Origin of the sequence: Aquisalimonas sp. 2447 (genome assembly GCF_012044895.1) — a bacterium.
Taxonomy (GTDB): domain Bacteria; phylum Pseudomonadota; class Gammaproteobacteria; order Nitrococcales; family Aquisalimonadaceae; genus Aquisalimonas.
In genome coordinates this window covers 3,597,421-3,624,407 of record NZ_CP050695.1, presented here as the reverse complement: position 1 = coordinate 3,624,407, position 26,987 = coordinate 3,597,421, and the positions used below count along the sequence as shown (strand labels likewise).

Annotated in this window: 28 protein-coding genes and 1 pseudogene; 7 read left to right on the top strand and 22 right to left on the bottom strand. The window is 67.0% G+C overall.

What is annotated here, in order from left to right; all coding sequences use genetic code 11:
• Positions 1-3: 3 nt before the first annotated feature.
• The 3 genes and pseudogenes from KU884_RS17185 to KU884_RS17175 all read left to right on the top strand — a co-directional run.
• A pseudogene (locus tag KU884_RS17185) lies at positions 4-939 on the top strand (bifunctional enoyl-CoA hydratase/phosphate acetyltransferase); the annotation flags it as partial.
• Positions 939-2,108 carry an acetate/propionate family kinase gene (locus KU884_RS17180; RefSeq protein WP_167783760.1) on the top strand — a complete coding sequence of 390 codons (1,170 nt, stop codon included), beginning with the start codon at positions 939-941 and terminating at the stop codon, positions 2,106-2,108. The pseudogene KU884_RS17185 and the gene KU884_RS17180, both read left to right, overlap by 1 nt.
• 119 nt (positions 2,109-2,227) lie before the next feature.
• Positions 2,228-2,551: a DUF2007 domain-containing protein gene (locus tag KU884_RS17175; RefSeq protein ID WP_167783759.1), complete on the top strand. Its 324-nt coding sequence runs from the start codon at positions 2,228-2,230 to the stop codon at positions 2,549-2,551.
• A gap of 206 nt (positions 2,552-2,757) precedes the next feature.
• Here KU884_RS17175 and cysQ read toward each other — a convergent pair whose 3' ends face one another.
• The 14 genes from cysQ to KU884_RS17105 form a co-directional block, all read right to left on the bottom strand.
• Complete coding sequence (gene cysQ, locus KU884_RS17170) at positions 2,758-3,579, bottom strand: 3'(2'),5'-bisphosphate nucleotidase CysQ (protein WP_167783758.1); 822 nt, start codon at positions 3,577-3,579, stop codon at positions 2,758-2,760.
• The gene (nudE, locus tag KU884_RS17165; protein ID WP_167783757.1) at positions 3,576-4,145 is read right to left on the bottom strand and encodes an ADP compounds hydrolase NudE; all 570 of its coding nucleotides are present in this window, start codon (positions 4,143-4,145) and stop codon (positions 3,576-3,578) included. The genes cysQ and nudE overlap by 4 nt, the downstream gene beginning before the upstream one ends.
• 86 nt (positions 4,146-4,231) lie before the next feature.
• Positions 4,232-5,026, bottom strand: coding sequence for a type II secretion system protein N (gspN, locus tag KU884_RS17160; RefSeq protein WP_167783756.1), 795 nt, complete (start codon positions 5,024-5,026; stop codon positions 4,232-4,234).
• Positions 5,023-5,508, bottom strand: coding sequence for a type II secretion system protein GspM (gene gspM, locus KU884_RS17155; protein WP_167783755.1), 486 nt, complete (start codon positions 5,506-5,508; stop codon positions 5,023-5,025). The genes gspN and gspM overlap by 4 nt, the downstream gene beginning before the upstream one ends.
• On the bottom strand, positions 5,505-6,713 hold the full coding sequence (gspL, locus tag KU884_RS17150; RefSeq protein WP_167783754.1) for a type II secretion system protein GspL: 1,209 nt from the start codon (positions 6,711-6,713) through the stop codon (positions 5,505-5,507). The genes gspM and gspL overlap by 4 nt, the downstream gene beginning before the upstream one ends.
• Before the next feature lie 101 nt (positions 6,714-6,814).
• Complete coding sequence (gspK, locus tag KU884_RS17145; protein ID WP_167783753.1) at positions 6,815-7,756, bottom strand: type II secretion system minor pseudopilin GspK; 942 nt, start codon at positions 7,754-7,756, stop codon at positions 6,815-6,817.
• On the bottom strand, positions 7,753-8,388 hold the full coding sequence (gspJ, locus tag KU884_RS17140) for a type II secretion system minor pseudopilin GspJ (protein ID WP_167783752.1): 636 nt from the start codon (positions 8,386-8,388) through the stop codon (positions 7,753-7,755). The genes gspK and gspJ overlap by 4 nt, the downstream gene beginning before the upstream one ends.
• Positions 8,385-8,795: a type II secretion system minor pseudopilin GspI gene (gene gspI, locus KU884_RS17135; RefSeq protein WP_167783751.1), complete on the bottom strand. Its 411-nt coding sequence runs from the start codon at positions 8,793-8,795 to the stop codon at positions 8,385-8,387. The genes gspJ and gspI overlap by 4 nt, the downstream gene beginning before the upstream one ends.
• The gene (gene gspH, locus KU884_RS17130; RefSeq protein ID WP_167783750.1) at positions 8,792-9,382 is read right to left on the bottom strand and encodes a type II secretion system minor pseudopilin GspH; all 591 of its coding nucleotides are present in this window, start codon (positions 9,380-9,382) and stop codon (positions 8,792-8,794) included. Before gspH ends, gspI begins: the two co-directional genes overlap by 4 nt.
• Positions 9,383-9,385: 3 nt before the next feature.
• Complete coding sequence (gene gspG, locus KU884_RS17125) at positions 9,386-9,832, bottom strand: type II secretion system major pseudopilin GspG (RefSeq protein WP_305793263.1); 447 nt, start codon at positions 9,830-9,832, stop codon at positions 9,386-9,388.
• A 32-nt stretch (positions 9,833-9,864) separates the two neighbouring features.
• Positions 9,865-11,085 (bottom strand): type II secretion system inner membrane protein GspF, encoded by a 1,221-nt coding sequence (gene gspF, locus KU884_RS17120; RefSeq protein WP_167783749.1) that lies wholly within the window; start codon positions 11,083-11,085, stop codon positions 9,865-9,867.
• The gene (gspE, locus tag KU884_RS17115; RefSeq protein WP_167783748.1) at positions 11,085-12,626 is read right to left on the bottom strand and encodes a type II secretion system ATPase GspE; all 1,542 of its coding nucleotides are present in this window, start codon (positions 12,624-12,626) and stop codon (positions 11,085-11,087) included. The genes gspF and gspE overlap by 1 nt, the downstream gene beginning before the upstream one ends.
• Positions 12,627-12,630: 4 nt before the next feature.
• Positions 12,631-14,574 carry a type II secretion system secretin GspD gene (gene gspD / locus KU884_RS17110; protein WP_167783747.1) on the bottom strand — a complete coding sequence of 648 codons (1,944 nt, stop codon included), beginning with the start codon at positions 14,572-14,574 and terminating at the stop codon, positions 12,631-12,633.
• A 13-nt stretch (positions 14,575-14,587) separates the two neighbouring features.
• Positions 14,588-15,505, bottom strand: coding sequence for a type II secretion system protein N (locus KU884_RS17105; protein ID WP_167783746.1), 918 nt, complete (start codon positions 15,503-15,505; stop codon positions 14,588-14,590).
• A gap of 442 nt (positions 15,506-15,947) precedes the next feature.
• Here KU884_RS17105 and trxA point away from each other — a divergent pair, with 442 nt between their 5' ends.
• Both trxA and rho read left to right on the top strand, forming a co-directional pair.
• On the top strand, positions 15,948-16,274 hold the full coding sequence (trxA, locus tag KU884_RS17100; RefSeq protein ID WP_167783745.1) for a thioredoxin TrxA: 327 nt from the start codon (positions 15,948-15,950) through the stop codon (positions 16,272-16,274).
• A gap of 366 nt (positions 16,275-16,640) precedes the next feature.
• Complete coding sequence (gene rho / locus KU884_RS17095; RefSeq protein ID WP_167783744.1) at positions 16,641-17,897, top strand: transcription termination factor Rho; 1,257 nt, start codon at positions 16,641-16,643, stop codon at positions 17,895-17,897.
• Positions 17,898-18,089: 192 nt separating this feature from the next.
• Here the strand turns inward: rho and KU884_RS17090 are convergent, their stop codons facing one another.
• The 8 genes from KU884_RS17090 to KU884_RS17055 form a co-directional block, all read right to left on the bottom strand.
• The gene (locus tag KU884_RS17090; protein WP_167783743.1) at positions 18,090-18,575 is read right to left on the bottom strand and encodes a transposase; all 486 of its coding nucleotides are present in this window, start codon (positions 18,573-18,575) and stop codon (positions 18,090-18,092) included.
• Positions 18,576-18,793: 218 nt separating this feature from the next.
• The gene (locus KU884_RS17085) at positions 18,794-19,744 is read right to left on the bottom strand and encodes a hypothetical protein (protein ID WP_167783742.1); all 951 of its coding nucleotides are present in this window, start codon (positions 19,742-19,744) and stop codon (positions 18,794-18,796) included.
• A gap of 75 nt (positions 19,745-19,819) precedes the next feature.
• A complete protein-coding gene (locus tag KU884_RS17080; protein WP_167783741.1) occupies positions 19,820-20,443 on the bottom strand; it encodes an outer membrane beta-barrel protein in 624 nt (207 codons plus the stop codon).
• Between the two features lie 161 nt (positions 20,444-20,604).
• The gene (locus tag KU884_RS17075; RefSeq protein WP_167783740.1) at positions 20,605-21,837 is read right to left on the bottom strand and encodes a porin; all 1,233 of its coding nucleotides are present in this window, start codon (positions 21,835-21,837) and stop codon (positions 20,605-20,607) included.
• 594 nt (positions 21,838-22,431) lie between these two features.
• Positions 22,432-22,734: a type II toxin-antitoxin system RelE/ParE family toxin gene (locus KU884_RS17070; RefSeq protein ID WP_167783739.1), complete on the bottom strand. Its 303-nt coding sequence runs from the start codon at positions 22,732-22,734 to the stop codon at positions 22,432-22,434.
• Complete coding sequence (locus KU884_RS17065) at positions 22,731-23,012, bottom strand: type II toxin-antitoxin system Phd/YefM family antitoxin (protein ID WP_167783738.1); 282 nt, start codon at positions 23,010-23,012, stop codon at positions 22,731-22,733. Before KU884_RS17065 ends, KU884_RS17070 begins: the two co-directional genes overlap by 4 nt.
• Before the next feature lie 234 nt (positions 23,013-23,246).
• Positions 23,247-23,444 (bottom strand): DUF2905 domain-containing protein, encoded by a 198-nt coding sequence (locus tag KU884_RS17060; RefSeq protein ID WP_167783737.1) that lies wholly within the window; start codon positions 23,442-23,444, stop codon positions 23,247-23,249.
• A 12-nt stretch (positions 23,445-23,456) separates the two neighbouring features.
• The gene (locus KU884_RS17055; protein ID WP_167783736.1) at positions 23,457-24,356 is read right to left on the bottom strand and encodes an SMP-30/gluconolactonase/LRE family protein; all 900 of its coding nucleotides are present in this window, start codon (positions 24,354-24,356) and stop codon (positions 23,457-23,459) included.
• 176 nt (positions 24,357-24,532) lie between these two features.
• Between KU884_RS17055 and KU884_RS17050 the strand changes: the two genes are divergently transcribed.
• Together KU884_RS17050 and KU884_RS17045 are read left to right on the top strand one after the other, a co-directional pair.
• The gene (locus KU884_RS17050) at positions 24,533-25,099 is read left to right on the top strand and encodes a DUF2452 domain-containing protein (protein ID WP_167783735.1); all 567 of its coding nucleotides are present in this window, start codon (positions 24,533-24,535) and stop codon (positions 25,097-25,099) included.
• A gap of 133 nt (positions 25,100-25,232) precedes the next feature.
• Positions 25,233-26,969, top strand: a complete 1,737-nt coding sequence (locus tag KU884_RS17045) for a type VI secretion system Vgr family protein (RefSeq protein WP_167783734.1) — start codon at positions 25,233-25,235, stop codon at positions 26,967-26,969.
• Positions 26,970-26,987 lie beyond the last annotated feature (18 nt).

The window sequence follows — 26,987 nt, the reverse complement described above, 5'->3', positions numbered from 1 at the left end:
GACCCCGCACTGAAAAAGCACCGCCAGCTCCAGCGCCTGCTACAGCAGGCCCAGGGGCTGGAGACCCTGCGTACCGCGGTGGTGCATCCCGTGGACGAGCCCAGCCTGGCCGGCGCCCTGGAGGCGCGGGACCGGGACCTCATCGAGCCGGTGCTGGTGGGCCCCGAGGCCAAGATCCGCGCCTGCGCCGAGGAACACGGCCTGGACCTCGGCGAGGTCGAGATCATCGCTACCGAGCACAGCCACGAGGCCGCGGAGCATGCCGTCGACCTGGCCGCCCGCGGCCATGTGGGTGCACTGATGAAGGGCAAGCTGCACACCGACGAACTCATGCGCGCCATCGTCACCCGCAAGAGCGGTTTGCGCACCGAGAGGCGCATGAGCCACGTCTGGGCCATGGACGTGCCCACCTACCCGCGGCCGCTTCTGATTACCGACTCCGCGCTGAATATCGAGCCGGACCTGCTGGCCAAGGCCGACATTACCCGTAACGCCATCGAACTGGCCCAGGCCCTGGGGGTGGAACGGCCGCTGGTGGCGATCCTGTCGGCCACCGAAGAGGTGAATCCGCAGATCCGCTCCACCATCGATGCCGCGGCCCTGTGCAAGATGGCCGACCGCGGTCAGATCCGCGGCGGGTTGCTGGACGGGCCGCTGGGCTTCGACAACGCCATCTCCGAGGAGGCGGTGCGCACCAAGGGGATCCGCTCCGACGTGGCCGGTCGCGCGGACATCCTGCTGGCGCCGGATCTCGAATCCGCCAACATGCTGGGCAAGCAGCTCCACTACCTGGCCGACGCCGATGCCGCCGGCATCGTGCTGGGCGCGCGGGTGCCCATCGTGCTTACCAGCCGCGCCGATGATCTCTTCTCCCGTGCCGCCTCCTGTGCCATTGCCCTGCTGCTGGCCCACTACCGCGCCTCGGGGAGGACACCCTGATGTCCGGAAAGCGCCTGCTGGTTCTCAATGCCGGCTCGTCCAGCATCAAGTTCGCCGTCTACGCCACCGACGGTGATCTCCGCAACCCGGACTGGCAGGGCCAGGCCGACGGCCTGGGCGGGAATCGCGCGCGCTTTCGTGTGTTCGGGGCCGGCAAGGTGCCGCAGGTGGATGAAACCCTGGCCGCAGCCGGGCATCGTCAGGCCCTGGAGCGGCTGCTGGGGTGGCTGGACCAGGCCGTGGGCTACCAGAGCCTGCTGGCCGTGGGCCACCGTGTTGTCCACGGTGGTACCGACTTCCACGCCCCGGCGCGGCTCACCGACGCCAACATGGACGCCCTGGAGGCGCTGAGCAGCCTCGCGCCGCTCCACCAGCCCCACAACCTGGCCCCCGCGCGGATCCTGGCCGACCTGCGGCCGGAACTGCCCCAGGTGGCGTGCTTTGATACGGCGTTCCATCGTACCCAGCCCGCCGTTGCCCAGCGTTTCGCCATCCCCAGGGAGTGGACCGAGCGCGGCGTGCTGCGCTACGGCTTTCACGGCCTCTCCTACGAGGCCATTGCCGAGCGCCTCCACGACGAGCACCCGGATCTCCTGTCGGGCAAGGTCATCGTTGCCCACCTCGGGAACGGCGCCAGCCTCTGTGCCATGGATGCCGGCGCCAGTGTCGGCACCAGCATGGGTTTCACCGCCCTGGACGGCCTGCCCATGGGCCAGCGCTGCGGCGCCCTGGATCCGGGCGTGGTGCTGTACTTCCTGGAACAGGGTCTGGGCCGGGAAGAGATCCAGGACATGCTCTATCACCGCTCCGGGCTGCTGGGCATGTCCGGGATCAGCCATGACATGCGCGAACTCCTGGCCAGCGACGATCCCGCGGCCGCCGAGGCGGTGGCCACCTACACCTACCGCGCCGCCCGGGAGATCGGCTCCCTGGCCGTGGCGCTGGGCGGCCTGGACGCCCTGGTGTTTACTGCCGGGGTGGGCGAAAACGCCCCAGCGGTGCGGGCGGCCATTGTTGCGCACCTGGGCGGGCTTGGCTTCGCCGTGGACAGCGCCGCCAACAGGGACAACCAGCGCGTGATCAACAGCGCCGACACCCGCCCGGTGCTGGTGGTACCCACCGACGAGGAGGGCATGATCGCCCGCCACACCCTGAAGTTGCTATCTTGAAGGCATACGGTTTTCGGGGCTGAAGCCCCTCCCACAGAAGGTGCCCGGCGGCCGGGAGCGAGCTTGTGGGAGGGGCTTCAGCCCCGAAAACCCCGACGTCTGGCCGTGCCGGAGAGCCCATGAAATGTGTCTACAGCGCCCACAGCCCTCTGCTGGTGGGGCACATGCGCAACGTCCTGGAGGCCGAGGGCATCCGCTGTACCACCCGCAACATGGGCCTGGTCAGCGGTGCCGGCGAGCTGCCACCCACGGCGGTGTGGCCGGAACTGTGGGTGGAGCGGGAGATCGACTATGAGCGGGCCGAGCGGGTGGTGCGGGAGGCCCTGGAGGATCCGCCCACCGACGAGGCCAACTGGGGCTGCCCGGGCTGTGGCGAGGACCTGGAGCCGCAGTTCGCGCAGTGCTGGAACTGCGGCAGGGAGAAGCCGCCGCGGCGGACCTGAAGGTCCGCCCTACGGATGCAGGACGGCTCGACCCTCCGCGTAGGGCGTAGGGCGGATCTTCAGATCCGCCGTTGAGGCATTTATCAACCGCCCGGGCCCGCATGTCTTGCCATGGCGGACCTGAAGGTCCGCCTTCCCCTGGCATCCAAGCCAAGGTGGTTCCCCGAAGCCCGCAATGGTGGACCAGAAGGTCCACCCTACGGTTACTACGGTTGCACTTCCCCGGCGAGGTATCGCCGCCAGTCCACGCGTTTGTCGGCAAAGGCGAGAATATCGCTGGTGGTCAGTGACTCTGCGGTGTTGTAGCGGATCGGCCGCAGTTGCCGCATGTCGGTGAGGTGGCCGCCGGCGGCCTCGAGGATGGCCTGGGCGGCGGCCATGTCCCACTCGGAGATGGGGCCGTATCGGGGGAACAGGTCGGCATTGCCTTCGGCAATCAGGCAGAACTTGATGGAGGCACCCCAGATGCGCGTTTCGTACTCCGGCAGACGCTCCAGGGTGGCGCGGGTACGGGGGCCGGGGCGGCTGTTACCGAGGACAATGCGTAACGGATCCTGCGCCCGGGGCGCGACCCGGATCGCTTCCGGTTCGCCGCCGTCTGCCTGACGGAAGGCCCCCAGGCCGGGGCCACCGAACCATGTCTGGCCCAGGGCCGGCGCATGCACGATGCCCAGCACCGGGCGGTGGCGCTCCACCAGGGCGATGTTCACGGCGAACTGGTCGGAGCGGGCGATGAACTGGCGGGTGCCGTCCAGCGGATCCACCAGCCAGTAGCGTTGCCAGTCCCGCCGTTCGCGGAATCCCGGTGGTGCCGTCTCCTCGGACACAACGGGCAGCCCCGGCTCCAGCCGTGCCAGCCCGTCGCGCAGCACCCGGTTTGCGCGGCGATCCGCCGGAGTGACCGGGGACTGATCCGCCTTGGCGTCCACCGTGAACTCGTTGCGGTAGACGTCCAGGATCGCGCTGCCCGCCTGCCGGGCGAGTTGCTGGATCTGTGGCAGCAGGCGGCGAAGCGTGGCCTGGTTCACCGATTCTCCGTCCCGGCGTCACGCCGGCGCAGGTGGTCCCGCGCCAGGTACAGCGCGGCGATGGAGCGGCCCTCGCTGAACTCCTCCTCCAGCACCAGGTCCTCCAGGTCGGCCAGGGGGCGCTGGACGACTTCCAGCGGTTCCGGCTCGTCGCCGGGGGCGCTATGGGGATACAGCCCTTCTGCGAGAATGATCTGGGTGCGATGGCCCAGGTAGCCCGGAGCGAGGCTGAGGGCACGCAGGGGTGTGAGCCGCTCGGCGGCATAGCCGATCTCTTCCATGATCTCCCGGTTGGCCGCTTCCAGCATGTCCTCGCCGGGCTCCACCCGGCCCTTGGGCAGCCCCAGCTCATAGCGCTCCAGGCCGACGCCATACTCGCGGATCAGCACCAGGGTGTCGTTGTCCAGCACCGGCACGATGATCACGGCGCCGATGCGCCCGGCACCACGCATGCGCTCGAACTCCACTTCCACGCCATTGGCGAAGCGCAGGTCCACGGCTTCCACGCGGAACAGGCGGGACTGGGCGACGGTGCGGGTGGACAGGATCTCGGGCTTTTTCGGCATGCCGGCCTCGTGCTCACGGAGGAATTAGCTGCCCAGTTTACACCCTGAGGCCGTTGTTGCAGTGCGTCGAAAGCGGGTCGGCGGCGTTACTCCAGGTAGCCCTGGAAGCCCATGGGGTCGTTGATGTTGCCCTCGAAGCGAATATCCAGCTCCTGCTCGGGATCTGGGATGCCCAGGGCCATCATGCCCTGGAGGAGATTCTCTCCGGCCTGCTCCGTGGTGATGACCGAGGCACGGCCGGTCGCGGTACCGTCCAGCAGCAGTTCCACGTCGCCGGTAATGCGCAGCGGGCCCTCCCGGGTGGTCTGCAGGTCGCCCCGCAGTTCACCCCCGGGGCCGGTGTCCAGTCGTACGCCGAAACTGCCCAGTTCTACCGACTCGCCGAAGGCAGAGACACTGGCGTTGTCCCAGCTCACCACACCGTCGATCCAGGTGGGGCGTTCGCCCTCCACATCGGCTTCACGGATGTAGGCGTCCACAGTGCCGCCAAGGGTGGCGGGGTAGTCCGTGGCACCGACCATGCGCACCAGACTGTCGGCGCCCAGGTTGGCGCGCACGTCACTGAGCCGGATGTGTGCGCCGGTGCGGGTCGCCACATGCCCGGAGAACTCGCCCTCGGCGAGACGCCCGGAGATCTGGTAGGCGATGCGCCCGCTGCGCAGTGCCGAGCCGTCCAGCCGCCAGCGCAGCCGGTCGATGCGCACGCCGTCCACCATCACCACCGCCGCTTCGCCGTCCCACAGCGAACCGTGCAGGCCCCAGGCCTGGGCGGGCAACTGGTCTCCCAGCAACCGGTAGGCCTGCGGCGCCGGCACCGTCACCACCAGGGTGATCACAAACACCACCGTGCCCAGGGAAATCAGGCCGATCCATCGCATCATGCAGGCTCCAGCACCAGTTGCACGTCCACGCGCCCATCATCGGCGCCGCGGCGCACGGTGAGCTGGTCGGCGACGACGCCGTGCTCGCTGCGCATACGGGCGAGCCAGGAGATGAGTTCGTCGAAGGCGATGTTCTCGAAGTTCACCCGCGCGCCGTTGTCGCCGGTGGGCTCCACCCGTTGGAGTACTGGTCCCAGCCCGGCTTGTCGGGCGCTCTCGTCGGCGAGAGAGAACAGGGAGCGGCGGGTTGCGGCGTCGGCGTCCGGGTCACCCTGGCCCCGCAGGGCGTAGATTTCCCGGCGCGCCTGTTCCATCCAGTTGACCAGTTCGCGTTCCTCGCGCACCTGGGTTTCCAGCTCGGCGACGGCATTGTGGGACGGAATGCGCAGGCCGAAGACATAGAGGATCACCGCAACCGCGGCGGCGCCGATGATGAGAACCCGCCGGTCCCGTGCCGAGAGTGACTGCCACCACTGCATCATGACGGCTGCCTCCGTACCAGCAGGCGTCCGTGGACTTCGTCGTCCTCGGAGCGGGCCTGCCGGATCTCGGCGGCCAGGGCGTCCTCGTCGTCCAGGGTCTGCTGCAGGGCGTCCAGACGCTGCAGCGAGCTGGCGCGCAGCTCGAGCTCCAGGCTGTCGCCACGCCAGCTCAGGCCGGTGAGCCGAAAGTCGTCTTCGCCTTCCAGGTAGGGGCCCACCAGCAGCAGGGTATCCAGGAGGTCATCGCCGGCGGGCCGGTCGCCGCCGCGCAGGCGGTTGAGCTGGCTCTCCATGCGCTGTCGCGGCGCGGTGAGCCGGTTGGCGTCCGGGAAAACGTCGAAGAACAGCTCCTCCACGCGGGTATCCAGGGTGTTCAGCTCCTGCTGCAATTGCCAGCGCTCGCTGAGCAGCTGGCCAGTGTCGAGCACGATCCAGGTCAGTAGCAACGCGGCCGCGGGGATCCAGGGGCGCAACCAGGCGCGCCGGTCGCTGCTGCTGGTGTACGCACCGGTGCGCAGCTCCGCCGGCGCGAGTCCGCCGGCGGCCACCCCGGCGGCCAGTGCCCGGGCTGCATCCCGCTGGCCCGCACTGAAGGGGACATCATGCGCCAGTTCCGGTGTTTCTTCTGCGCCGTCGATGAGGATGTGCCCCGGAGGCGCATCGCCGGCCTCTTCCAGGGCGGCATCCAGGAGGATTGCCAGGTTTTCGGCCTCACCGGCGAAGCCAGTACTGGCGCCGGTCCGCACCAGCACCCGCTGGCCGTCGATGACACCCGTCCAGGCGTCGCCCTGGCGCGGCAGGGCGAGGACGTCCGGCACCATGCGCATGGGCGCCAGCCCGGCGTCGTTGAGGGCGTCCAGCCAGGCGCGCATGCGGGTATGTTCCACCACCGCCACCGGGCAGCTGCCGTCCGGCTGGCGGGTGCCGGGGACGAAATGGAGATCCTCGATATCGCTGGTCAGCTGGTCCTCCAGCGCGAAGGGGATGGCCTGGATCAGCTTCTGCCGGCTCTGGGTGGGAACATTCACCGACGCCAGCAGCACCTCCTCCGAGGGCACCAGCACCACGAGATCGCGGCCGTTGCCGGCGACCTGGTCAAGGGCGCACTCGCCCTGCTGCTCCACGGCGCCGTCGCGGTCCACGAGGATCCACTGGGCCTGGTCGGGGGCGCCGGGCTGCAGGCGCAGGATGCGTGTCGGGTTCATGGCTCGTCCCTGGTGCTGCGTCCGCAGACGGATGCAACGTTTTTCAAGAATGTTTTATTGTCCCGGCTCCCCGGCGGCGGTGCAAACCCGAGGGAAACGGCCTAGTCGAAGAAGCCCTGGCGCCGGAGAATCACCTGACCGCCGCCCTCCCCCTGACGGAACAGGACGCTCTCGCTGCGGATGGTGACCCGGCCGAGGCTGATCTCGCTGCGCAACAGGAAATAGTCACTGTTGACGCTGAGGGTGCCGGCGTCGATGTCCTGGCCGGCCAGGCTAGGGTGGGCGAGGAAATCCTCGACGCTGCGCCAGCCATCCTCCGGCAGATCCTCGGCCAGATCCTCCGCGGCGTCCTCCGACATCTCCGGTGTCAGGCTCCGCAGCACCGCCGGCGGCGCGGTGTTGACGTTGATGGGCGTCGCCTCCGGCAGCGCGGTCACGTAGGGCGCGATCACGCGCCACTGCTCATCCTCGACTTCGCGTACCAGTCGCAGTTCGGAGGCGCTGACCATGGGCCGGTTGGCGACACGGTAGGGCGGGTCCAGCCGCGAATACCAGTCATCGCCGGCGCCGTCGGGAAACCGCACGTCGGGGGCGATGTCGATCCAGTCCGCCGTGGCCTGGACGAACATGGGCTCGATCTCCAGCCCCAGAAGGAGCTGGGAGAAGCGCTCCATGGCGACCTCGTCGTCGGTGCCCGGCTCGGCCACCAGGTTGTTGAGATTGAACCGCCCCTGCAGGTCCTCCATGCGCAGCCGCATCTGTGCCCCCTCGAAAGGGGGCGGAGTCAGCTCTTCGGCCCACATCTCGTTGAGATGATCCACCGCCTCGTCCTGTTCGCGTCGCTTCTCGATGAGCATGGACAGGGCCCAGCGTTCCACGGCCAGGGAGTACATGTAGGCCTGGTCCCGGGCGAGCATGTTCTGGGTGCGGCGCACGTCCATGTGCTGGCGGGTGACCAGTTCCACCGCCAGCACGGTGACGATGGCCACCGCCAGCATGGCGGTGATCAGGGCGACCCCGCGCTGGCGCCCCGGTGCCGTCACTGCATCATCTCCGTCATGGGCTGGCGCATGTTGGCCGGCGCCTCCGGCAGCGCGACCACGCGGGTGATGGTGTCCAGGTCCTCCAGCGTGAGGGTGACCTCCACCGCGCGGGGCAGAATGGCAGTGCCGGTCTCGGCGCCGGCGGGGGGCCAGATCTCCAGCCACTGGGTGTCGTCGTCCATGAACCGAAGTTCGATGTCCTCGATGCGCTCCAGCAGCACGCGGTCCTGGCGTGGGGGCTCCGGTTGCTGATCCAGAACGCCCCAGCTCAACCGTTGCAGTTCGCCTTCCTCGATGCGGTAGGCCACGCGCTGCAGTTCACTGCGGCGGATGCCCAGGGGGTTGGAGTGGCCGGAACGGGTGAATTCCAGGTCCGCCAGATCCTCGGCGAGCATGGCGGCCCTTTGGTCGCCGAAGGGGTCGCGGATCGGGCGTGCCGTTGCCTGCTGCAGGTCCCGCTGAAGCAGCGTCAGGGCGGTCTGGATGTCCGCCAGGCGTTCGGCATGGGCGGTGACGCGGTCGCGGTTGTCGATCATCAGCATGATGCCGGAGAAGCTCACCACCGAGACCACGGCGAAGATGGCCAGCGCCACCAGCAGCTCGATGAGCGTGAACCCCCGCCGGCGGCTCATTCCAGCATCTCCTCGGGGGGCTCCGTCACGGTTTCGCCCAGTTCCGGGTTGCTGACCATGCCAGTGATGGTGGCCACCGGGCTGTCGGCATCCTCGTCGCGGTAAACGGAGACGTCCACGCGGCGGAAGTCCGGGTTGGGCGTGCTCTCCACCTGGAAGGACCAGTACCACTCGTATCCCCCCTGGCGCGCCGTGCCGTCATCCCCTTCATCGTCCCAGAAGCGGCGGGCCTGCAGTTCGGTCATGACGTTGCCGGCCACCCACTGGGCGAAGGTGCGGTCCTGCAGGTAGCGGGAGTTGGCGGTCATCTCCGAGCCGGCCTTGATCACGGCCGCCATGGAGATGCCCAGCACGGCCACCGCCACCATCACCTCCAGCAGAGTGAATCCGCGAGCCGCGCGTCTCATTCCTCGTCGTCTCCGTCGCCCTCTTCGAAGAAGGTGATACTGCCGTCCAGGTCGCCGGTGACAAACCAGGACGCGCGCCGGGATGCCGGGCGCCGGATCTCGATCTCGAAAGGGGTAAGCTCGCCGCTGGAGAGGATCAAAACGTGGGGCCGGCCATTGTCGTCGTCATCGTCATTGCCGGCCCCCGGCTCGCGGCTCCCCGGCAGGCCCTCGGTGCTGACCTCCAGGCGTACGCCCTCCGGGAACGCGTGTCGGCGCAGGGCCCGGTCCTGGCTGAAGGCGTCGCTACGCCATTCGCCCTGCTCCAGGCGGGTAAAGCGGTAGCCCTCATCGCTCAGGATCAGCCCCAGCTCGCGGGCCTCGATCACCGCCTCGCGGCTCGCCGTCTCCAGCACCGCGGCCAGGCGTCGGGCTTCCCGCTCCTCGGTATCGTCCTGGCCGCCAATGTTGATCACCGCCATGCTGGTGATGATGCCGATCAGCACGATCACCACCAGGATCTCGATCAGGGTGAAGCCGTGCTGTTGCGGCGTCCCCCACTGGCTCCGGGCAGAGCGCCCCGGGGGCGTCATTCCGGTGCCCGGCACGGACTAGTCCAGGTCGCGGTTGGTGATCTCCGGATCGCCACCGCGGCGTCCGTCCGGGCCGTAGGTGTAGATCATGATGCGGCCGTCGGCGTCATCGGCATCAAGGTACTCGTACTCGTTGCCCCAGGGATCGGTGGGTACGCTGCGCATGTAGCCGCCTTCCTTCCAGTTGGGCGGCTCCGGCTGGCTGGTGGGGCGCTCCACCAGCGCTTCCAGGCCCTGATCGGTGGTGGGATAGCGGTGATTGTCCAGACGGTACATCTCCATCTGCGATTCCAGCGTGCGAATGTCGTGCCGGGCCCGCTCTTCCCGGGCCTGTTCCGGGTTGCTCATGATGTTGGGTACTGCCACCGCGGCCAGGATGCCGAGGATGACAACCACGACCATGATCTCGATGAGCGTGAAGCCGTGTTGCGCTCGCCGTGCGGCGTGGAACTGCATTGTCTTCATTACGATTCCCTCGTCATGTAACGGGCTCGTCGTCAGCCGACGAGCTGATTCAATTCAAAGATGGGCAGCAGGATGGCCGCAACGATCACCAGCACGATGGTGCCCATTGCCACGATCATCGCCGGCTCGAAAATGGCCAGGGACGTGTCGATCAGACTCTGGACCTCGCGTTCCTGGTTCAGGGCGCCACGCTCCAGCATGGACTCCAGGCGCCCGCTGTTCTCGCCGCTGGCGATCAGGTGCATGAGCATGGGCGGAAACTGCCCGCTCTGCTCCAGCGCCTTGCTGATGCCGGAGCCCTCACGCACCCGGGTGGCGGCGTCGGTGACCGCGGCGCGCATGGGCAGGTTGGACATCACCTGCGCCGCGATGCGCATGGCCTCGAGCACCGGCACGCCGCTGCCCGCCAGGATACTGAACGTGCGTGCGAAGCGCGCCGCATTCACGCCCCGGGTGACGCGGCTGATCAATGGCAGCCGCAGCGCCAGGGCGTGGACCCGGTAGCGGAATGTCTCCCGCCGCATGCCGTAGCCGAAGGCGATCACGCCCAGGGCGATCAGCAGCAACAGCCAGATCCCGTGGTCGCGCAGGAAGTCGCTCACGGCGATCAGGCCCACGGTCAGCGGCGGCAGCCCCTGGCCGATATCGGCGAACACTTCGGTGACCTGGGGCACCACATAGGTCAACAATAGCACCACCACGGCGATGGCAATCACGGTCAGCACCACCGGATAAACCAGCGCGTTCTGGATCTTCTGCTGCATCTGCTGGCGGCTTTCCGTGTACTCCGCCAGCCGCTCCAGCACCAGGTCCAGGTTGCCGGTGTGCTCGCCGGCACCCACGGTGGCCCGGTAGAGTTCCGGGAATGCCCGCGGGAACTGGGCCAGGCCGTCCGCCAGGGTATGGCCCTCCATGACCCGGGCGCGCACGGCGGTGATCATGCTGCGCAAGCGCGGACGCTCGGCCTGGGCGGCGGCGGCGCGCAGCGCCTCCTCCAGCGGTAGCCCGGAGCCCACCAGCGTGGCCAGCTGGCGGGTGATCAGGGCGAGTTCCGCAGCCTTGATGGAGCCGCCCAGCCGCACCTTGCCGAGGCCCTGGCCGCCGGAGGCGTCCTCGGCTACCGTGTCCACCGACAGCGGCGTCCAGCCCTTGTCACGCAGCTGCTGGCGCACCTGGCGGGCGGTGTCGCCTTCCAGGACACCCTTGAGTTCCTTGCCGCTGGCATCCAGCGCTGCGTATTCGTATGCGCCCATTACGCCTCCATCGGCGCCGTATCCTCGATGGTTACGCGCAATACTTCGTCTATGGTGGTTTGACCCGCCAGCACGCGCCGGATTCCGTCCTGGCGCAATGTGGGTATCTCCGCCAGGGCGTAACGCTCGATGGTCTGCTCTGCCTCGCCGTCGTGGATCATGTTGCGGACCTTGTCATCCACCGCCACCAGCTCGAAGATGCCGCCGCGGCCACGGTAGCCCTGCTGGTTGCATTTCGGGCAGCCCACGGCGCGGTAGAGCGTCGGCGGATCGGCGGCGTCCAGCCCCAGGCGCTCGCAATCCACCTGGTTGGGGGTGTACGGCTCTTTGCAGTGCTCGCAGAGCATCCGCACCAGCCGTTGGGACATGAGCCCGATCAGGCTGGAGGAGAGCAGGAACGGTTCCACGCCCATGTCCCGCAGGCGGCTCACGGCGCCCACGGCGGTGTTCGTGTGCAGGGTGGAGAGCACCAGGTGCCCCGTGAGACTTGCCTGCACGGCGATCTCGGCGGTCTCCAGGTCGCGGATCTCGCCCACCATGACCACGTCCGGATCCTGGCGCAGGATGGCGCGCAGGCCGCGGGCGAAGGTCATGTCCACCTTGGTGTTGACCTGGGTCTGGCCGATGCCTTCCAGGTAGTACTCGATGGGATCCTCCACCGTGAGAATGCTGCGGCTCTGGTCGTTCAGCTCGGTGAGGGCGGAGTACAGGGTGGTGGACTTGCCCGAACCCGTGGGCCCGGTGACCAGCAGAATCCCGTGCGGGCGGTGAATGATGGCGTCCAGCGTCTTGCGGAGTGTCTCCGGCATGCCCAGGTGCTCGAGGTCGAGCTTGCCGGCCTGCTTGTCCAGGAGCCGCAGCACCACCCGTTCGCCGTGCCCCGAGGGCAGGGTGGAGACACGGATGTCCACGGCGCGCCCGGCTACCCGCAGGCCGATACGGCCGTCCTGGGGCAGGCGCTTCTCGGCGATGTCCAGTCGTGCCATGACCTTCACGCGGGAAATCAGCAGCGGCGCCATCATCCGCGGCGGTTCCAGCACTTCCCGCAGCACGCCGTCCACGCGGAAGCGCACCACGAGCCGGTTCTCGAAGGGCTCGATGTGGATATCCGAAGCATCTTCCTTGATGGCCTCGGTGAGGATGGCGTTGATCAGCCGGATGATGGGGGCGTCATCCTCGCTCTCCAGCAGATCCTCGGTTTCCGGCAGGCTCTCGGCGATCCGGCTGAGGTCAATGTCCTCGCCGATGTCCTCCATCATCTGCTGGGTTTCGCCGCTCTGGCGCTCATAGGTGCGCTGGAGCAACTGCTCGAACGCGTTGCCCTCCATGCGCTCCAGGCGCAGGGGCACACCCAGGCTCCGCCGTAGCTCGCTGAAGGTGCGGGCGGTGGCGCCGGGGCGGTAGGCGACCCGGGCACGGCCGTCCTCGATGTCGATCACGCACACGCCCTGGCGCCGGGCATAGGCGAAGGAGGGGCGCCGGAGCAAGGACTCCGCATTCCCGGCGGTGGGCGCAAACTCGCTGTCGGTGCGGGCGTCCATGGCGTCAGTCACTGAACGGCGTGGGCAGCTCGGGGCGGTCCCGGCGCGGCAGCGTGGGGGATTCAACGTCCCGCAGCAGGCTGGACTGCTGGTCCCGTTGCTGGATCTGCTGGGCCCGCATGAAACTGTACTTGCGGCCGGTCAGGCCTTCGGCGGTGGCCTGGTCGCGGATGATGTTGGGTTGCATGAACACCATGAGATTGCGCTTGGTCTCGGTGCTGGAGCGGTAGCGGAACAGCTCCCCCAGCAGCGGAATGGAGCCCAGTCCGGGCACGCGCTGCTCTTCCTCCTGGACGTCGTCGTCCATCAGCCCGCCAAGGGCGATCACCTGGCCGTCGTCGGCCAGCACGCTGGTCTCGATGGTGCGACGGTTGGTGATGGGGCCGGCCTCGGAGGTCTCGCCGATGACGTTGGAGGCTTCCTGTTCGATGTCCAGCCGGATGGCGTCGCCCTCGTTGATCTGCGGCGTGATCTTGAGAATGATACCGATATCTTCCCGGTCGATGGTCTGGAACGGGTTCTGCACCGTGCGACCTTCCTGGCTGAACTGCCCGGTGACGAAGGGGCGGTTCTCGGCGACGCGGATTTCGGCTTCCTGGTTGTCCATGGTGACCAGCGACGGCGTCGACAGAATGTTGGTGTTGCGGTCCTGGGAGAGGGCGCGGACGAAGGCGCCGAATTGCACACGGCTGTCCAGATCTCCGATCACGGCGCTGACACCGTCGTCGACCTGCGGGGTGTCGCTGCCCAGGGTCAGCAGGCTCTCTATGGGGGTGCCCACATCACCGAAGCGGGTGACCGCGGCGGCGCCGTCCTGGTCGCCGGAGACGAACCACTGCACGCCGCGCTCGGCGCCGCGCTCGGTGGAGATCTCGGCGATGGCCGCCTCCACCATGATCTGCGCCCGCCGGATGTCCAGGCGCTCGATCACGCTCTTGAGGGACTGCACGATGTTGGGCTGGGCGGTGATGACCAGGGCGTTGGTGGCCTCGTCCGCCTGGATGCTCACGGCGGGCGTGTCGTTGCCTTCCTGGGCTTCCTGCCGCTCCTGGATGTTCTCACTGACGCCGGTGAGGGTTTCCACCAGATCCTCGGCGCGGGCGTAGCGCAGGTAGATCACATGAGTATCGCCCTGGTCGTCGTCCGGCTCGTCCAGCTCCTCGATCAGCCGGCGCATGCGCTCACGCTGGCGGCTGGCCCCGGAGAGCAGGATGCTGCCGGTGCGCTCGTCCACGGCGATCTGCAGCCGCTGCCCCGGCGTCTCCTCGCCCTCGGTCCGCTGCAGACTGCGAAGGATGCGGGCGATCTCGCCCACGGAGGCATTCTCCACCGGCACGATGTCCACGTCCTCGTCGCCGGCCTGGTCCACCCGGTCCACCAGTCGCGTGATCCGGTCCAGGTTGCCGGCGCGGTCGGAGATGATCAGCACGTTGGTGGGCGGGTAGGCCGCCAGGTGGCCGTTCTGCGGCACCAGCGGGCGCAGGATCGGCACCAGCTGCGCCACCGGCACGTTCTCCACCGGGATCACCGTGGTAACAATGTCCCCCGGCGCTTCCGGCTCCCCGGCAGTACCGAGCTGCTTGGCATTGGCATCCGGCACCACCTTGATGATGTCGCCGGTGGGGATGGTGGCGAAGCCGTGGACTTCGAGGATGGACAGGAACACCCGGTAGAGTTCGTCCTCGTCCATGGGGCGCTTGGTGACGACGGTGACCGTGCCGCGCACCCGCGGGTCGATGATGAAATTCCGCCCGGTGACATCGGCCACGGTGTTGATCAGGGCGGTGATATCGGCTTCCTGCAGGTTCAGCGTGACGCGGTCGTCGTCGTCCACTTCCACGGCGTCGTCGGCGGCCGCCGCGGGCAGCCAGAGCAGTAGCACCAGCGCAACCAGCAGCGGCGTGAGCAGGGGCGTCAGGAGGGTTCGGGGAGTCGGGCCGGTTGTCATGGGCGCTTCCCTGTCAGTTGAAATCAATCTGCATGGTCTGTTCCGAGCCGTCGCGCAGCACCCGCAGTTCCACGGAACCGCCTTCCAGCCCCTGCATTGCCTGGAATGCCCGCCCGGGGCTGTCCAGTTCGTTGCCGTCGATGGACGTGACGATATCACCCGTCTCCAGGCCAAGCAGTTCCATGATGCGCTCGTCCTGACCCGGCGACACCTCCACGCCGATCATTTCACCATCATCGCCGGAGGCGGGCTGCAGGTTCATCATCTGCGACAGCTGCCGCGGGTCTTCCGCCAGTTGCGCGCGGTACTGCTCCAGTTCGTCGCCGTTGCCCGCATCCGCCTCCGGAGCGCCGCCGGGGTCGTCCGCCTGCGCGGTGTCGCCGTTGCCCGCCTGCAGGTCAAGGTCTCCCAGGGTGCGGTCCAGTGGTACCCGGTCACCGGGCAGGGACAGTGTTTCGTAGCTACCCTGGCGGCGCAGGATCACCCTGTCCTCGTAGATGGCCTCGATCGTCCCTCCGCTCGTCAGGTTGTCGCCCACCCGGTAGTGCTCGGCGGCGCGGCCGCGACTGGTGATGATGGCCTGCGCCCGGGCACTGTCGGGGCTGTAGAACACCCCGCGCAGTTGCAGGTTCAGGCGGGTTTCCGGCGCGTCGATGCGCTCGTCGCGTTCCTGATCCAGAGGGTCTGCCTGGCCGAACAGATGCCAGCGTGCGATGGCCTCCGGCGAATCCCCGGAGTCCGCCTCGCCGGCCGCCGCACGTTGCTGCGTTGCCGCCGGCGGTGCGCCGCCCTGATCCGGTGCCGGCACAAGCTGCCACGCCAGATGTGCGGCGGAATAGGCCACTGCCACCACCAGCGCGACCGTCACCGGCAACGCCAGGCGCTGGATCTGGCCTGGATGCAATTGCAGTCCGGATAACAATGTGGGCACGTCAGTTCACCCTGTCTGCCCCGCCGGCGACTATTGACGCATGCCGAGACGGCGTTGGCCAGCGAACGCATCACACGCCTGGGGCACGTATTGGACCACTCTTGCGGATCGGGGGCGATCCGCCCTGGTGGCTTGCTGCCGGGCTGCCGGGATGCATGGCGGCTGGAGGGCCTTTGTCCCCGGGGCAGGCCGGACCTCAACTGGTCAAGGGTAGGCGTGATGTCCCGGCGTTGCAATATCACGGCAATCTGTTGCATTTCAGCGCGCCTGTTGCGCAGGTGATTGACATGCCATCGCGCCGCCGCTATCGTTTGCCAAATCAGTCGACCGGCCGCCTCAACCCCATGGAGCGCGCCCAACGCGAGTCCCCGCGCCGCATTCCATCGACCATTCAATCGTTTCCGGAATACTCCGAACCCAAGCACTCTGGAGGCACGCAATCGTGAGCGGAGAGATAGTCCACGTTTCCGATGACAATTTCGAGCAGGAAGTCCTGCAGGCCGGTGAACCCGTGCTGGTGGACTACTGGGCGGAATGGTGCGGTCCCTGCAAGATGATCGCGCCGATCCTGGAAGAAATCTCCAAGGACTACGACGGCCGGCTGAAGATCGCCAAGCTGAACATCGACGAAAACCCGGAGACGCCGCCGAAGTTCGGCATTCGCGGCATCCCGACGCTGATGCTGTTCAAGGGCGGTAATGTCGAGGCCACCAAGGTGGGGGCGCTGTCGAAGTCCCAGCTGTCGGCATTCATCGACAGCAATATCTGAGCTCCATTGCGGAGCGGATAACACAACAGGCGCGAAGCGCCGGGCACGGCGGTCGTTCCCCGCGACCGCCGCAGTCGCTCAACCCGAACTCTGGAAGCAGGATGTGCCTCGACGGCGAGGCGGCCTGTCAGCAGCGAATCCGGTCCGGGCATGGCGCGCGGGATCCCCGCCCTGCGCAGCCGCCACGGGCATCGCTGCCATTCCGGGGAATCGCGAGCAAAGCAGGTTTGAGAGCATGTTGGCCGGCCCGGTGGGTTCGCAGAATGCCCGGCGCTCATTCCAGGTAACGCCGTCGCGGACATCCGCATGACACTGGCGGGCGCATCCCGCGTCCCTACTTAAGCACACTCACTGACAGTAATCGCCATGAATCTGACCGAACTCAAGAAGATGCCCGCCAAGGAACTCCTGGACCTCGCCCAGGAATTCGGCATCGAGGGCATGGCCCGCTCACGCAAGCAGGATCTGATCTTCGCCGTGCTCAAGGCGCACGCCAAGAAGGGCGAGGACATCCACGGGGACGGGGTGCTGGAGATCCTGCAGGACGGCTTCGGCTTCCTGCGCTCGGCGGACAGCTCCTACCTGGCCGGCCCCGACGACATCTACGTCTCGCCCAGCCAGATCCGTCGCTTCAGCCTGCGCACCGGCGACACCATCTCCGGCAAGATCCGCCCGCCCAAGGAGGGCGAGCGCTACTTCGCGCTGCTCAAGGTCGGCGAGATCAACTTCGAGCCGCCAGAGAACGCCAAGCACAAGGTGCTGTTCGAGAACCTCACGCCGCTGTTCACCCGCGAACGCTTCCGGCTGGAGCGCGGCAACGGCAGCACCGAGGATCTCACCGCCCGTGTCATCGACATGTGCGCGCCCATCGGCAAGGGCCAGCGCGGCCTCATCGTGTCGCCACCCAAGGCGGGTAAGACGATGATGCTGCAGAACATCGCCCAGAGCATCGCCGCCAACAATCCCGAGGCCTACCTCATCGTGCTGCTCATCGACGAGCGCCCGGAGGAGGTCACCGAGATGGCGCGCTCGGTGCGCGGCGAAGTGGTCTCCAGCACCTTCGACGAACCCGCCAGCCGCCACGTGCAGGTGGCCGAAATGGTCATCGAGAAGGCCAAGCGCCTGGTGGAGCACAAGCACGATGTGGTCATCCTGCTGGACTCCATCACCCGTCTGGCCCGCGCCTACAACACCGTGGTGCCGTCCTCCGGCAAGGTGCTCACCGGCGGCGTCGACGCCAACGCCCTGCACCGGCCCAAGCGCTTCTTCGGCGCCGCGCGCAACGTGGAAGAGGGCGGCAGCCTGACCATCCTCGCCACCGCGCTGGTGGAGACCGGCTCGCGCATGGACGAGGTCATCTACGAGGAGTTCAAGGGCACCGGCAACATGGAAGTGCACATGGACCGCCGCGTGGCCGAAAAGCGCATCTTCCCCGCCATCAACATCAACCGCTCCGGCACCCGCCGCGAAGAGCTGCTGATGCCCCAGGACGAGCTGCAGAAGATCTGGATCCTGCGCAAGGTCCTGCATTCCATGGACGAACTCGCCGCCATCGAGTTCGTCCTGGACAAGCTCAAGGACACCAAGGTCAACAGCGAATTCTTCGAATCCATGAAGCGCTGACCACCGAGTACCGGGAGTAATACCTGGAGGAGGAGAGGCGGCGCCCCGTGTGGGCGCCGTTTTTTTCGGTTGGGTGGCCTTGTGCTCTGGAATGTAATCGCTACTGACGTCGCTCCCACAGGGTGGCTTTGATCGAACGCTTTCCTTGTGGGAGCGACGTCAGTCGCGATTACATTCCAGAGCACAGGCTATCTATCCACCACCCCGCCCATCCTCCACCCACACTGCATCCCACAGCGGATATTCACCGATGCGCTCCACCAGCCCCGCCCGCAGCGGGTTTGCCACGACGTACCGGGCAAGCGCCCGAAGTTCATCCTCGCGACGAACGGCGTGATCGTGAAACCCGCCTTGCCACACGGGGCGCAAGTGCGGTGCCCGGGCAGTGATGGCCCGTGCCGAGCCGGCCTTCACGCGTTGCACTGCGGCGGAGAGCGTTGTCCCGCCCCGCAGTTTCAGGAGCCAGTGCAAATGATCGGGCATGATGACATAGCACTTGGTTTCGGCGAGGGGTTCGAGAGTCTGCAGCGCCCGGACAACACAGCGCCCGGCCCTCAGGTCATGGAACAGCGGGCGCCGCTGGTGCGTCGCGGTGGTGACCAGGTAGTACTGGCCCGGCTGCGAGACGCGTCCGCGCCGCAGGGCGCGGTAGCCGGGGCCGGGTGGCCTTGGGGACATGACGGTTCCTTCCCTGGATCCGTAGATTGCGTTTGTGGGGCTACTTGGCCGGTTAGGTGTCGTGACTGACGCTCTGGGAAGGTATCGCGACTGACGTCGCTCCCACAGGGTGGCTTTGACCGAGCGTTTTCCTTGTGGGAGCGACGTCAGTCGCGAAGCCTGGCCCCGATTCGACGTTTCCCGTGTGGGAGCGACGTCAGTCGCGATACCCGGGAGGACTATTCCTCCATCACCAGCACATCCGTTTCCGTGGGTCCGTCCCCGTCGACGAGCTCCACCACGGCAATGTCATCACCGGCGAACTCGACGACTTCCACCACACCCTTGCGCGCACCGGGCCGCCAGCCCACGGGGCGGTCGCTGGGGTTGCGGATGATGCTGGGCTCGCCGCGGACGGCCAGGCGGTCTCCCGTTTCCAGGCCGCTGGCGCGGCCGGCGTTGATGGCCCAGCCGTCGCCTTCCTGGCTGAAGGCCCGGGCGTGCCAGGGGGCGGCGTCCAGGCGGTCCACGGTGGCGATCAGGGCCTGGTCGGCGAAGGTGCGCCAGGCGGCCTCCGGGACGGCGCCATCCACCTCGGGGAGTTCGCTGTCCCGGGTGGTGTGCCGGTAGTCCAGGACCACGTCGTAGCTGTGCCACCGCAGCTGGTTGCCGTCCGCCTCGATGGTCAGCACCGTCCGCAACCCCGGGTAGACCGCCAGATCCCCCGCACAGGCCGCGAGATCGTCCACGTCGCAGCCGGCTTCGCTCAGGCTCTCCCGCGTGGCGTCATCATCCAGCAGCACGATGGGATGATCCGGCGCCACGTCGCGGAATGCGGACCTGAGGCCGTCGGCATCACCGTCGAGCAACAGGCCCACGCGCTGGCGCGGGGTGTCTGTGGCCACCGGTTCGCGGTCACCGGTGCGGGTGCTGCGCTGTTCCTCCAGTTCCCGGATGGCCTCCTCCAGTTGGGCAATGCGCTCGTCGTCGGCGGCTTCGTCATCGGCATCCCGGCCGAACAGGTCACGGAACAGGCTGGGGCGGTCGGACCAGTCTTCGTGCTCCAGGCCGAAGGCCTCGCGGTAACGGTCGCGGTCCTCGTCGGTCATGCCGTCGTCGGTGGCGCAGCCGGCCAGGAAGGCGGCGGCAAGAACAAGGGTGCCGGCGGTGAGCACGGGGCGCTGCTTCATGGGGAGCTCCATTGGCGGATTCGGTTACAGCGAACGAGGATAGGAAACCCCGGGCCGGGAGGCAACGGGGGTGTTTCAGAACCGCAGGATACCCCCGGCTTCGAACCATTGCTCGCGGGCGCGGTAGTCGATCTCGTCGCCGTTGCCGGCGCCGCCGGCCTCCTCGTGCCAGACCTGGCTGTACTCCAGGCGGAGGCTGCCGCTGCCCCAGAGCCGGAACTCGGCGCCAGCGCCCAGGCGCAGGCCGTCGGTCCAGTCCTCGCTGCGGAAGCCCGGGAGGCTTAGGTCCTGCCGCCGCTGCTGATAGCCGGCACGACCGTACAGGAGGGTGTCCGGGTTGAGCAGTCCGCCCATGACACCGGAGATGCCCCAGGTGTCGCGGCCGCGGTAGTCGATCTCGCGGTCATCCAGGCGGAACTGCCCCTCAAGCGCGCTGAAGCCGTAATTGGCCTCGCCGCCCAGGTACAGACTGCCGCGGCTCCAGCCGTAGCCGCCGTAGCCGCTGAGCAGCGCCCCGGAGGCGCCGAGATCCAGGCCCAGGCTGTCGCTGCCCAGGCGGGCGCTGCCGTCCAGCACACTGGTCTGGTAGCCGGTGCCCAGGCCCGCATAAGGGCCGGACCAGTCTCCCGCGTGGGCGGTGGCGGTCAGGGGGACTGCGAGCAGTAGTGTCGCGCCGGAGTATCGAATGTGCCTGGCCATGGCGGATAACCACGCTGTGAATTCGGTTGTGATGAACACCATGCTGGAGCTTATGCAGCTCTGCTCCTCCCGCCAACCTGTAATAGCGCGGAGACAGGATCAATGCGAAAAAAAGGCGCCCGTGGGCGCCCTTTTTCAACTCTCAATGAGCTGCCCGGCCTTTAGAACTGGACGTTCAGGTTCAGGCTGCTGGCGAAGAAGTTGTCACGACCGAACTGATCTTCGTCCACGTCGGCGTAGCCGGCGGTGGCGAACACCTTGGTGGACGGCGTCAGCTGATAGTGCGCCTGGGCGTCGACGAATACCACGTCTTCATCCAGCCCACCAGCATCTTCGTTGTCGTAGTTGACCCAGCCCAGGGCGCCGATAAAGGTCCAGTCCATCATCTCGAAGGTGCCGCGGGTGGCGGCCAGGGTCCGGCTGATGCCGTCTTGGCCTTCGGTGCCGAGACCGCCGAGGTTCAGCGCGCCGATCCGGGTGGCGGACTGGTCGTGATCCGGGCTGTTGTGGATCAGGCTGGAGTAGGTGTCGTAGCCACCGGCGACTAGGGCACCATCGGCCGCGTGGAAGATCTGACCGTCCAGCTTGAACTCGGGGGTCATCTGGAAGCCACCATGGACATAGCCGGCCAGAGTGTCCTCGGTGAAGGCGCCCCCGTGGCTATCACCCAAATAGTGGAAGCCGGCACCGTAGTTAAAGTCCCCCGCCTGGCCCTCAATGTAAGGGGACAGGAGGGTGGCGCCACGAAGACCGTAGCCGGCTACCGGGTTACCGTCGGCGTCGACGGCGCTACCGGCGCCGCCACCACCGGCCGTGAACTGGCCAACCAGGAAGCCGTACTGTACACCCTCGGCCAGTGGGCCGAGCAGGGCACCGACGAAGAGGTTGCCGTCCGCTTCCCGCACTGTGTCGTCAGGAGCCTGACGACGGTCATAGAGTACGATACCCGTGTGACCGCCACCCAGCGGACGCACGTAGCTGATCCGGTCACGACGGTCGTCGGTGGTCGTGAGGCCCATCGGGTTCCAGTTGGCTGCCTGGCGGCCGATATTCACGCTGCCACCCGCCATGGGGATGCTCACGTAGGCCATATCCAGTTCGACGTTGCGGTTGCCTCGGCCGTTGAACGGGGCCTCGTCCAGGTTCTGGCCGGAGGCGTCACCGGTCCAGCGATCATTGAACAGGTTCAAGCGCGCGTGCGCCGAGACGCCGCCGTCAGTTTCGAATGCGCTCTGAAGCCGCATGCGCTGCTCGAAACCAGTGGCCTGGTCGCCGGTGCCCTGCACGTTATAGTACAGCGCGTCGAAATCACCACCGAATTCCACGTTCGCCATGGCGGCAGCGGGCGTGCCCACCAGGGCAGCGAGTGCCAGAGCTGAAGTTACCTTTTTCATGGATGCATTCCCCTTGAGATTTTTGGTTTGCACTGCTGTGGGCGCCTCGGCGAAGCCGTCCTGCTCCGCCGCCGGACCCCCCACTCAGGTCCGGTGGGTGTCACCACCCGTAACCGCTTCGAGCTTGTTGTATAGAGGCAACGCCTCAGCCCGACGCTGTGTTCATCATACACACGTTCCTATGTACTACAATAGTTCGCTGTAATCAACAAACATGAGAAATTACTTTAAGTGTGTGTTGCGCGTGCACAACACGTGATTCACCCGAATCGACGATGCCGATGCGGCGTGATGGCCGGGGGTGTCGTTGCCGGTATGCAGTCGGGTGATTGCGTATGTCCGCACTGCCAGGATCTTGTTGTCCTTTCGCCTGCTCCGCGCCACTGGCTTGTTGTGATCGGCCCGGATGTCGTCGTTCAACGTCAAAGTATAGCCATTGCAGGCATTGCGTCGAGGGTGACTTGTGATGCGTTGCAACAGGTGGGGGATGTGTTACATCGAATGATGACCGGGAAGGCGGCTATCATCCGGCTCACGTGCCGGTTGGAGAGCCGCCAAGCGGCGGGACATCGGTCGCCATGGAGCAGCCGCTGGTCATGTTGCCTCATCACCCAGCTCCGATAGCCTTAACAACTGACTGCTCCGGCGCACGGTCAAGATGTCAACCTGATCTCTGGCGCCATAAATCACCCGATACGCTCCATACATCAGCTCCCTTATGCGCGGTGAGCCAACTTCAGGAACCACACGTCCACTTTTTGGAGAATCGGCTAACCGCTCCACGGTGGCAAACAGTTCCTCAACCCACCGCACCGCTGCATCCGGGTTGTCTTCCGCAATATACCGAGCGATATCCTCGACACGCTCCAGCGCAAGCGGGGACCAGACGATCTTCACCGGCGCAGCCCGCTCAGAACCTGCGCCTTCGCGTCTTCATGCGCGATGCCCTCCCCGGAGGCGATCTGTTCTTCCGCCTTGTACACCTCTTCCAGTATTTCCAGGCGTTCCTGCATCTTCTCGTACTCGTGCACATCCACCAGTACGGCAACGCCACGACCTCGCTGTGTCAGTACCATGGGTCGACGGGTTTCGTGGAGCTGCTTTACGAACGTGGCCACCCCTGCGCGGAATTCGGACAGGGGGCGGATATCTTCATCGACGCGAACCCTTGACATGGAAGCTACCTCGGTACGTTTAAATGTACGTTCGAAAGTACTGCATGGCCCGGGGCGGGGCAAGCTGTTCAAGGAAGGAGCATACAATGCGTCGAGTGCATCCTGATGCACCATGGTGGCCTCGGTTCAGCATGGTAGGGCGGACCTTCAGGTCCGCCGTCGAAGGATATGCAAGCTTCGGTGGTTCAGTGGAGCCCGATTGGCGGACCTGAAGGTCCGCCCTACGCCCCGCTACTACCGGAAGAGCCAGAAGATGAGGGTGAGAACGGCGCTGACGATGAGCATGGTGGTGATGGGGAAGTAGAAGGTGAAGCCGTCGCGCTGGATGAGGATGTCTCCGGGCAGGCGGCCGAGGCCCAGGTTGGCGAGCCAGGGCCAGAGCAGGCCGACCACGAGGATCAGGATCCCGGTGATGATGAGGATGCGCTGCATGGCAACCAGCCCCTACGGATACCCGGCGTGGGGCGTGTCTACTTCACAGGTGAGCAGGGTCGCCTCGCCGGCACCGGCACGGCGGTGCTCGCTGGAGTCCGGTGCGCAGCACAGCAGCAGGGTGCGCCCCTCGGGGCCGCCGAGCATGCAGGCGAAGAAGCTCTGCCCCTCCGGCGGTTCGATGGTCTCGGCGATGTCACCCCCGGGTGCCACCCGCATGCAGCCGCCGCCCAGGGCGTCGGCCACCCAGATGTGCTCCTTGGCGTCCAGGCAGCAGCCGTCCGGCGCCAGCGTGAGGCCGGCCATGGTCTCCTCTGCGCTGGTCAGGGGCGGCGCCTTGCCGAGCTGCGCGTGGACGCGACGGTCGGCCAGGGCGCCGTCCTGGCCGATGGTGAAGGCGGTCAGCCGGCCGGCCATGGATTCGCCGACGATCAACGCGCGGCCATCGGGACTGATGACCGCGCCGTTGGGGAAGGCGAGCCCGTCGGCCACCTCGGTGACGCTGCCGTCCGGGTCCACCCGCAGCAGGCAGGTGGTGACCGGGTTGGCGCCGCTCATCATGTCGAAGCCGAAGTTGCCCACCCAGGCGCGGCCGTGGCCGTCCACCACCATGTCGTTGCAGTGCCAGGGGGCGTGTGCGGAGAGATCGGCGTGGGTGGTGACCTGGCCGTCCGGCCACCGGCGCAGCAGCTGACGATCCCGCATGGAGACCACCAGCAGCGAGCCGTCGGGCATCCAGCCCAGGCCCGAGGGCTGCCCGGGTACGTCCAGGATCTTCTCCGCCTCGCCATCGGGGGTGACGGTGTAGACGCCGTGGCGGTAGAAGTCGGACACCCACCACCGGCCGCGGCGCCAGCGCGGCCCTTCGAAGAAATCGCCGCCGGTCATGAGCGTGTGTAGCCGGTGTGACATGGTTGGCCCCCGTGGTTTGGCTCCCCTTCAATCCACCGACGCTAACCAACGCGTCCCCTGGAGACAAGGCGGTGGGGTGTGTGGGGCGAGCATGTCCACGCGGCTGTGACAAGACATGGTCTCTTGAGTAAACTCCTGATACCCATTTGTGCAGCGCTTGTACAATACGAGACGTCATGGCAGAAAACCCCAATCCCGACGGTAAAGGGCAGGTGCCGGTTCTCGCCGCCCTGGCCGAGGGCCAGCAAGCCGCGCTGGCGGTGCCGCCCAAGCACATCGAACAGGTCTCGCTGGAGCTGTTCACCTCGCTGTTCGTGCTGGAGAGCGATTTCGGCTTCCAGCCGGTGGTGGGCCGGCCGTACTGGATGTACCAGAAAGACGGGCGCTTCTGGCTCTCCCACATTCCGCCCCAGGAGTGGTCGCCGGTGGTGTACGGACGCTACATCGGCGAGTGCGAACTGCAGGACGACATGAGCTGGACGCTGATGCTGGCCGACGCCGTGGCCAGTGACGAGACCTTCATGCACTACCTGGAGGCCAAACGCGCGCACTTCGAGGAAACGCTGGAGTCGGCGGACTCCCTGGAGGATGCGCTGCCGGTCCACGAATCCCGCCTGCCTTTCTACCAGCGCGCTTACGCCTACGGTCTCGCCAACTCCCTGGGGGCCTCCATGGAGCAGTCCGGTATCCGCGAGCTCACCTACAATGAAGCCCGCGGCCTGCTGACCCACCAGGAGGAGTGATCCGGGGCGCCCGGGCGCCGGCGGTCATTGACAGTCTCGGGTGCACGGAACAGAATTCCGGCATAACGGCTTAGCCGTTTCCCAGACCACCATGCATAGGGAGTATGCATGCCCCGGCACACGGAGGTTGCCCATGTCGCTCGCCGACGCGCGCTCGAGCCAGACCACTCTGCTGCATCGCATCCAGACGCATCTCGGTGATGATGTCCTGATCGCCGAGGGGTTCCAGGGCGCGGAGACGCTCTCCGGCGGCTTTAGCTACACCCTGACCGCCTACTCCGAGACCCGCCACGATCTGACGGCCAGTGATCTGGTGGGCACGCCGGTGACGTTCGATCTCGCCCAGTCCACGCCCGAGCACGGCGAGGGCGGGGTGCGGTATTTCAACGGCATCGTCAGCAGCCTGCGTCCGCAGGGGCGGGTGCGCGACGACCAGCGCAGTATCTACCGGCTCACCGTGGTCTCCTGGCTGTGGCTGCTGGAGCAGGTCACCGACTGCCGGGTGTTCCAGAACCAGTCCATCCCCGAGGTGCTGGAGGCGGTGTGCGGTGAGTGGAGCGGCGTCGGCGGCGCGGATTTCAGCAAGGTGGATTTCGGTGCCCACGCCGAGCGCCGCTTCCTGGTGCAGTACAACGAGACCACCCGCAACTTCCTCGACCGCCTCTGCCGGCGCGCGGGCATTGCCTACTACACCACCCACGACAACGGCGCCCACACCGTGCACTTCATCGACGACGGCTGGCTGTGCCCGCCGCTGGAGCAGCGCGAGCTGGTGGTGCGCAGCGGCGAGACGGTGGACCATGACGCCCTCACCGGCTGGCGCCGGGAGGAGCAACTTACCGGCGGGGCGACCACCCACGTCACCTACAACTACACCGACCCCGTGGCGCAGACCGCCGAGGCGCAGGCGCCGGACGCCGTCCAGCAGCTCGCCGGGGTGGAGCATCTCGACAGCGTCGCCTACAACGAGGAGTTCGACGACCCCGCCGAGGGTGACCATGTGGCCCGGGTGGCCATGAACCGCTGCGCGCAGCGCCAGGACGTGATCACCGCCAGCGGTGACTACCGCTTCCTGCAGACCGGCCACAACGTTACCGTCACCGGCCCCGGGGGCGAGGACGGCCCCGCCCCCGGCGAAGAGTTCACCCTCACCGCGGTGGAGCTCAGTGCCCACAACGACCGGGGCGTGACCACCGCCATCGAGGCAGTCCCCGTGGGCCGGCTGGTCTACCCCGAGGGCGAGCGGCCCACCATCGCCAGCCTGCAGACTGCCGTGGTCACCGGCCCCGAGGGGGCCGAGATCCACACCGACGCACTCGGGCGCGTCCGCGTGCAGTTCCACTGGGACCGCCACGGTGCGCACAACGAGCGCAGCAGCTGCTGGCTGCGGGTGATGCAGGGTGTCGCCGGCCCGGGCTTTGGCATGCACTTCCTCCCCCGGGTGGGCCAGGAAGTGGTGGTGGCCTTCGAGAACGGCCACCCGGACCGCCCGTTCGTCATGGGCGCGCTCTACCACCCGGGCCACCGCCCGCCGTACGCGAATGAACCCACCCGCTCCGGCATCCGCACCCGCTCCACCAAGGGTGGCAACCCGGATGAGGCCAACGAACTGCGCTTCGACGATGCCAAGGGCAGCGAGGAGGTGTTCCTGCAGGCGGAGAAGGATCTCACCGTGAACATCAAGAACGATATCAACCGACGCGTGGCCAATAACGTCACCGACACCGTTGGTGGTGCGGTGAAGGTCTCCGCCGACGATCGGATCGAACTCGCGGTGGGCGGCAACAGTGTGGTCATCGACAACGGTGGTGTGACCATCAACGGCGTCAAGCTGGACGTGGCCACCTCGCAGACGGATCTCAACAGCTGAAGGGGTGACCCCAAGGAG

Excerpts from the sequence above, each read along its gene's own strand:
- gspL (WP_167783754.1), bottom strand. The coding sequence starts at position 6,713 with ATGAACCCGACACGCATCCTGCGCCTGCAGCCCGGCGCCCCCGACCAG.
- gspJ (WP_167783752.1), bottom strand. The coding sequence starts at position 8,388 with ATGAGCCGCCGGCGGGGGTTCACGCTCATCGAGCTGCTGGTGGCGCTG.
- gspE (WP_167783748.1), bottom strand. The coding sequence starts at position 12,626 with ATGGACGCCCGCACCGACAGCGAGTTTGCGCCCACCGCCGGGAATGCG.
- KU884_RS17175 (WP_167783759.1), top strand. The coding sequence starts at position 2,228 with ATGAAATGTGTCTACAGCGCCCACAGCCCTCTGCTGGTGGGGCACATG.
- gspN (WP_167783756.1), bottom strand. The coding sequence starts at position 5,026 with ATGATGCGATGGATCGGCCTGATTTCCCTGGGCACGGTGGTGTTTGTG.
- KU884_RS17065 (WP_167783738.1), bottom strand. The coding sequence starts at position 23,012 with ATGTCAAGGGTTCGCGTCGATGAAGATATCCGCCCCCTGTCCGAATTC.
- KU884_RS17055 (WP_167783736.1), bottom strand. The coding sequence starts at position 24,356 with ATGTCACACCGGCTACACACGCTCATGACCGGCGGCGATTTCTTCGAA.
- KU884_RS17060 (WP_167783737.1), bottom strand. The coding sequence starts at position 23,444 with ATGCAGCGCATCCTCATCATCACCGGGATCCTGATCCTCGTGGTCGGC.
- nudE (WP_167783757.1), bottom strand. The coding sequence starts at position 4,145 with ATGCCGAAAAAGCCCGAGATCCTGTCCACCCGCACCGTCGCCCAGTCC.
- KU884_RS17090 (WP_167783743.1), bottom strand. The coding sequence starts at position 18,575 with ATGTCCCCAAGGCCACCCGGCCCCGGCTACCGCGCCCTGCGGCGCGGA.
- KU884_RS17080 (WP_167783741.1), bottom strand. The coding sequence starts at position 20,443 with ATGGCCAGGCACATTCGATACTCCGGCGCGACACTACTGCTCGCAGTC.
- gspF (WP_167783749.1), bottom strand. The coding sequence starts at position 11,085 with ATGGGCGCATACGAATACGCAGCGCTGGATGCCAGCGGCAAGGAACTC.
- gspG (WP_305793263.1), bottom strand. The coding sequence starts at position 9,832 with ATGAAGACAATGCAGTTCCACGCCGCACGGCGAGCGCAACACGGCTTC.
- KU884_RS17045 (WP_167783734.1), top strand. The coding sequence starts at position 25,233 with ATGTCGCTCGCCGACGCGCGCTCGAGCCAGACCACTCTGCTGCATCGC.
- gspI (WP_167783751.1), bottom strand. The coding sequence starts at position 8,795 with ATGAGACGCGCGGCTCGCGGATTCACTCTGCTGGAGGTGATGGTGGCG.
- KU884_RS17075 (WP_167783740.1), bottom strand. The coding sequence starts at position 21,837 with ATGAAAAAGGTAACTTCAGCTCTGGCACTCGCTGCCCTGGTGGGCACG.
- KU884_RS17050 (WP_167783735.1), top strand. The coding sequence starts at position 24,533 with ATGGCAGAAAACCCCAATCCCGACGGTAAAGGGCAGGTGCCGGTTCTC.
- rho (WP_167783744.1), top strand. The coding sequence starts at position 16,641 with ATGAATCTGACCGAACTCAAGAAGATGCCCGCCAAGGAACTCCTGGAC.
- KU884_RS17085 (WP_167783742.1), bottom strand. The coding sequence starts at position 19,744 with ATGAAGCAGCGCCCCGTGCTCACCGCCGGCACCCTTGTTCTTGCCGCC.
- gspM (WP_167783755.1), bottom strand. The coding sequence starts at position 5,508 with ATGATGCAGTGGTGGCAGTCACTCTCGGCACGGGACCGGCGGGTTCTC.
- gspD (WP_167783747.1), bottom strand. The coding sequence starts at position 14,574 with ATGACAACCGGCCCGACTCCCCGAACCCTCCTGACGCCCCTGCTCACG.
- KU884_RS17180 (WP_167783760.1), top strand. The coding sequence starts at position 939 with ATGTCCGGAAAGCGCCTGCTGGTTCTCAATGCCGGCTCGTCCAGCATC.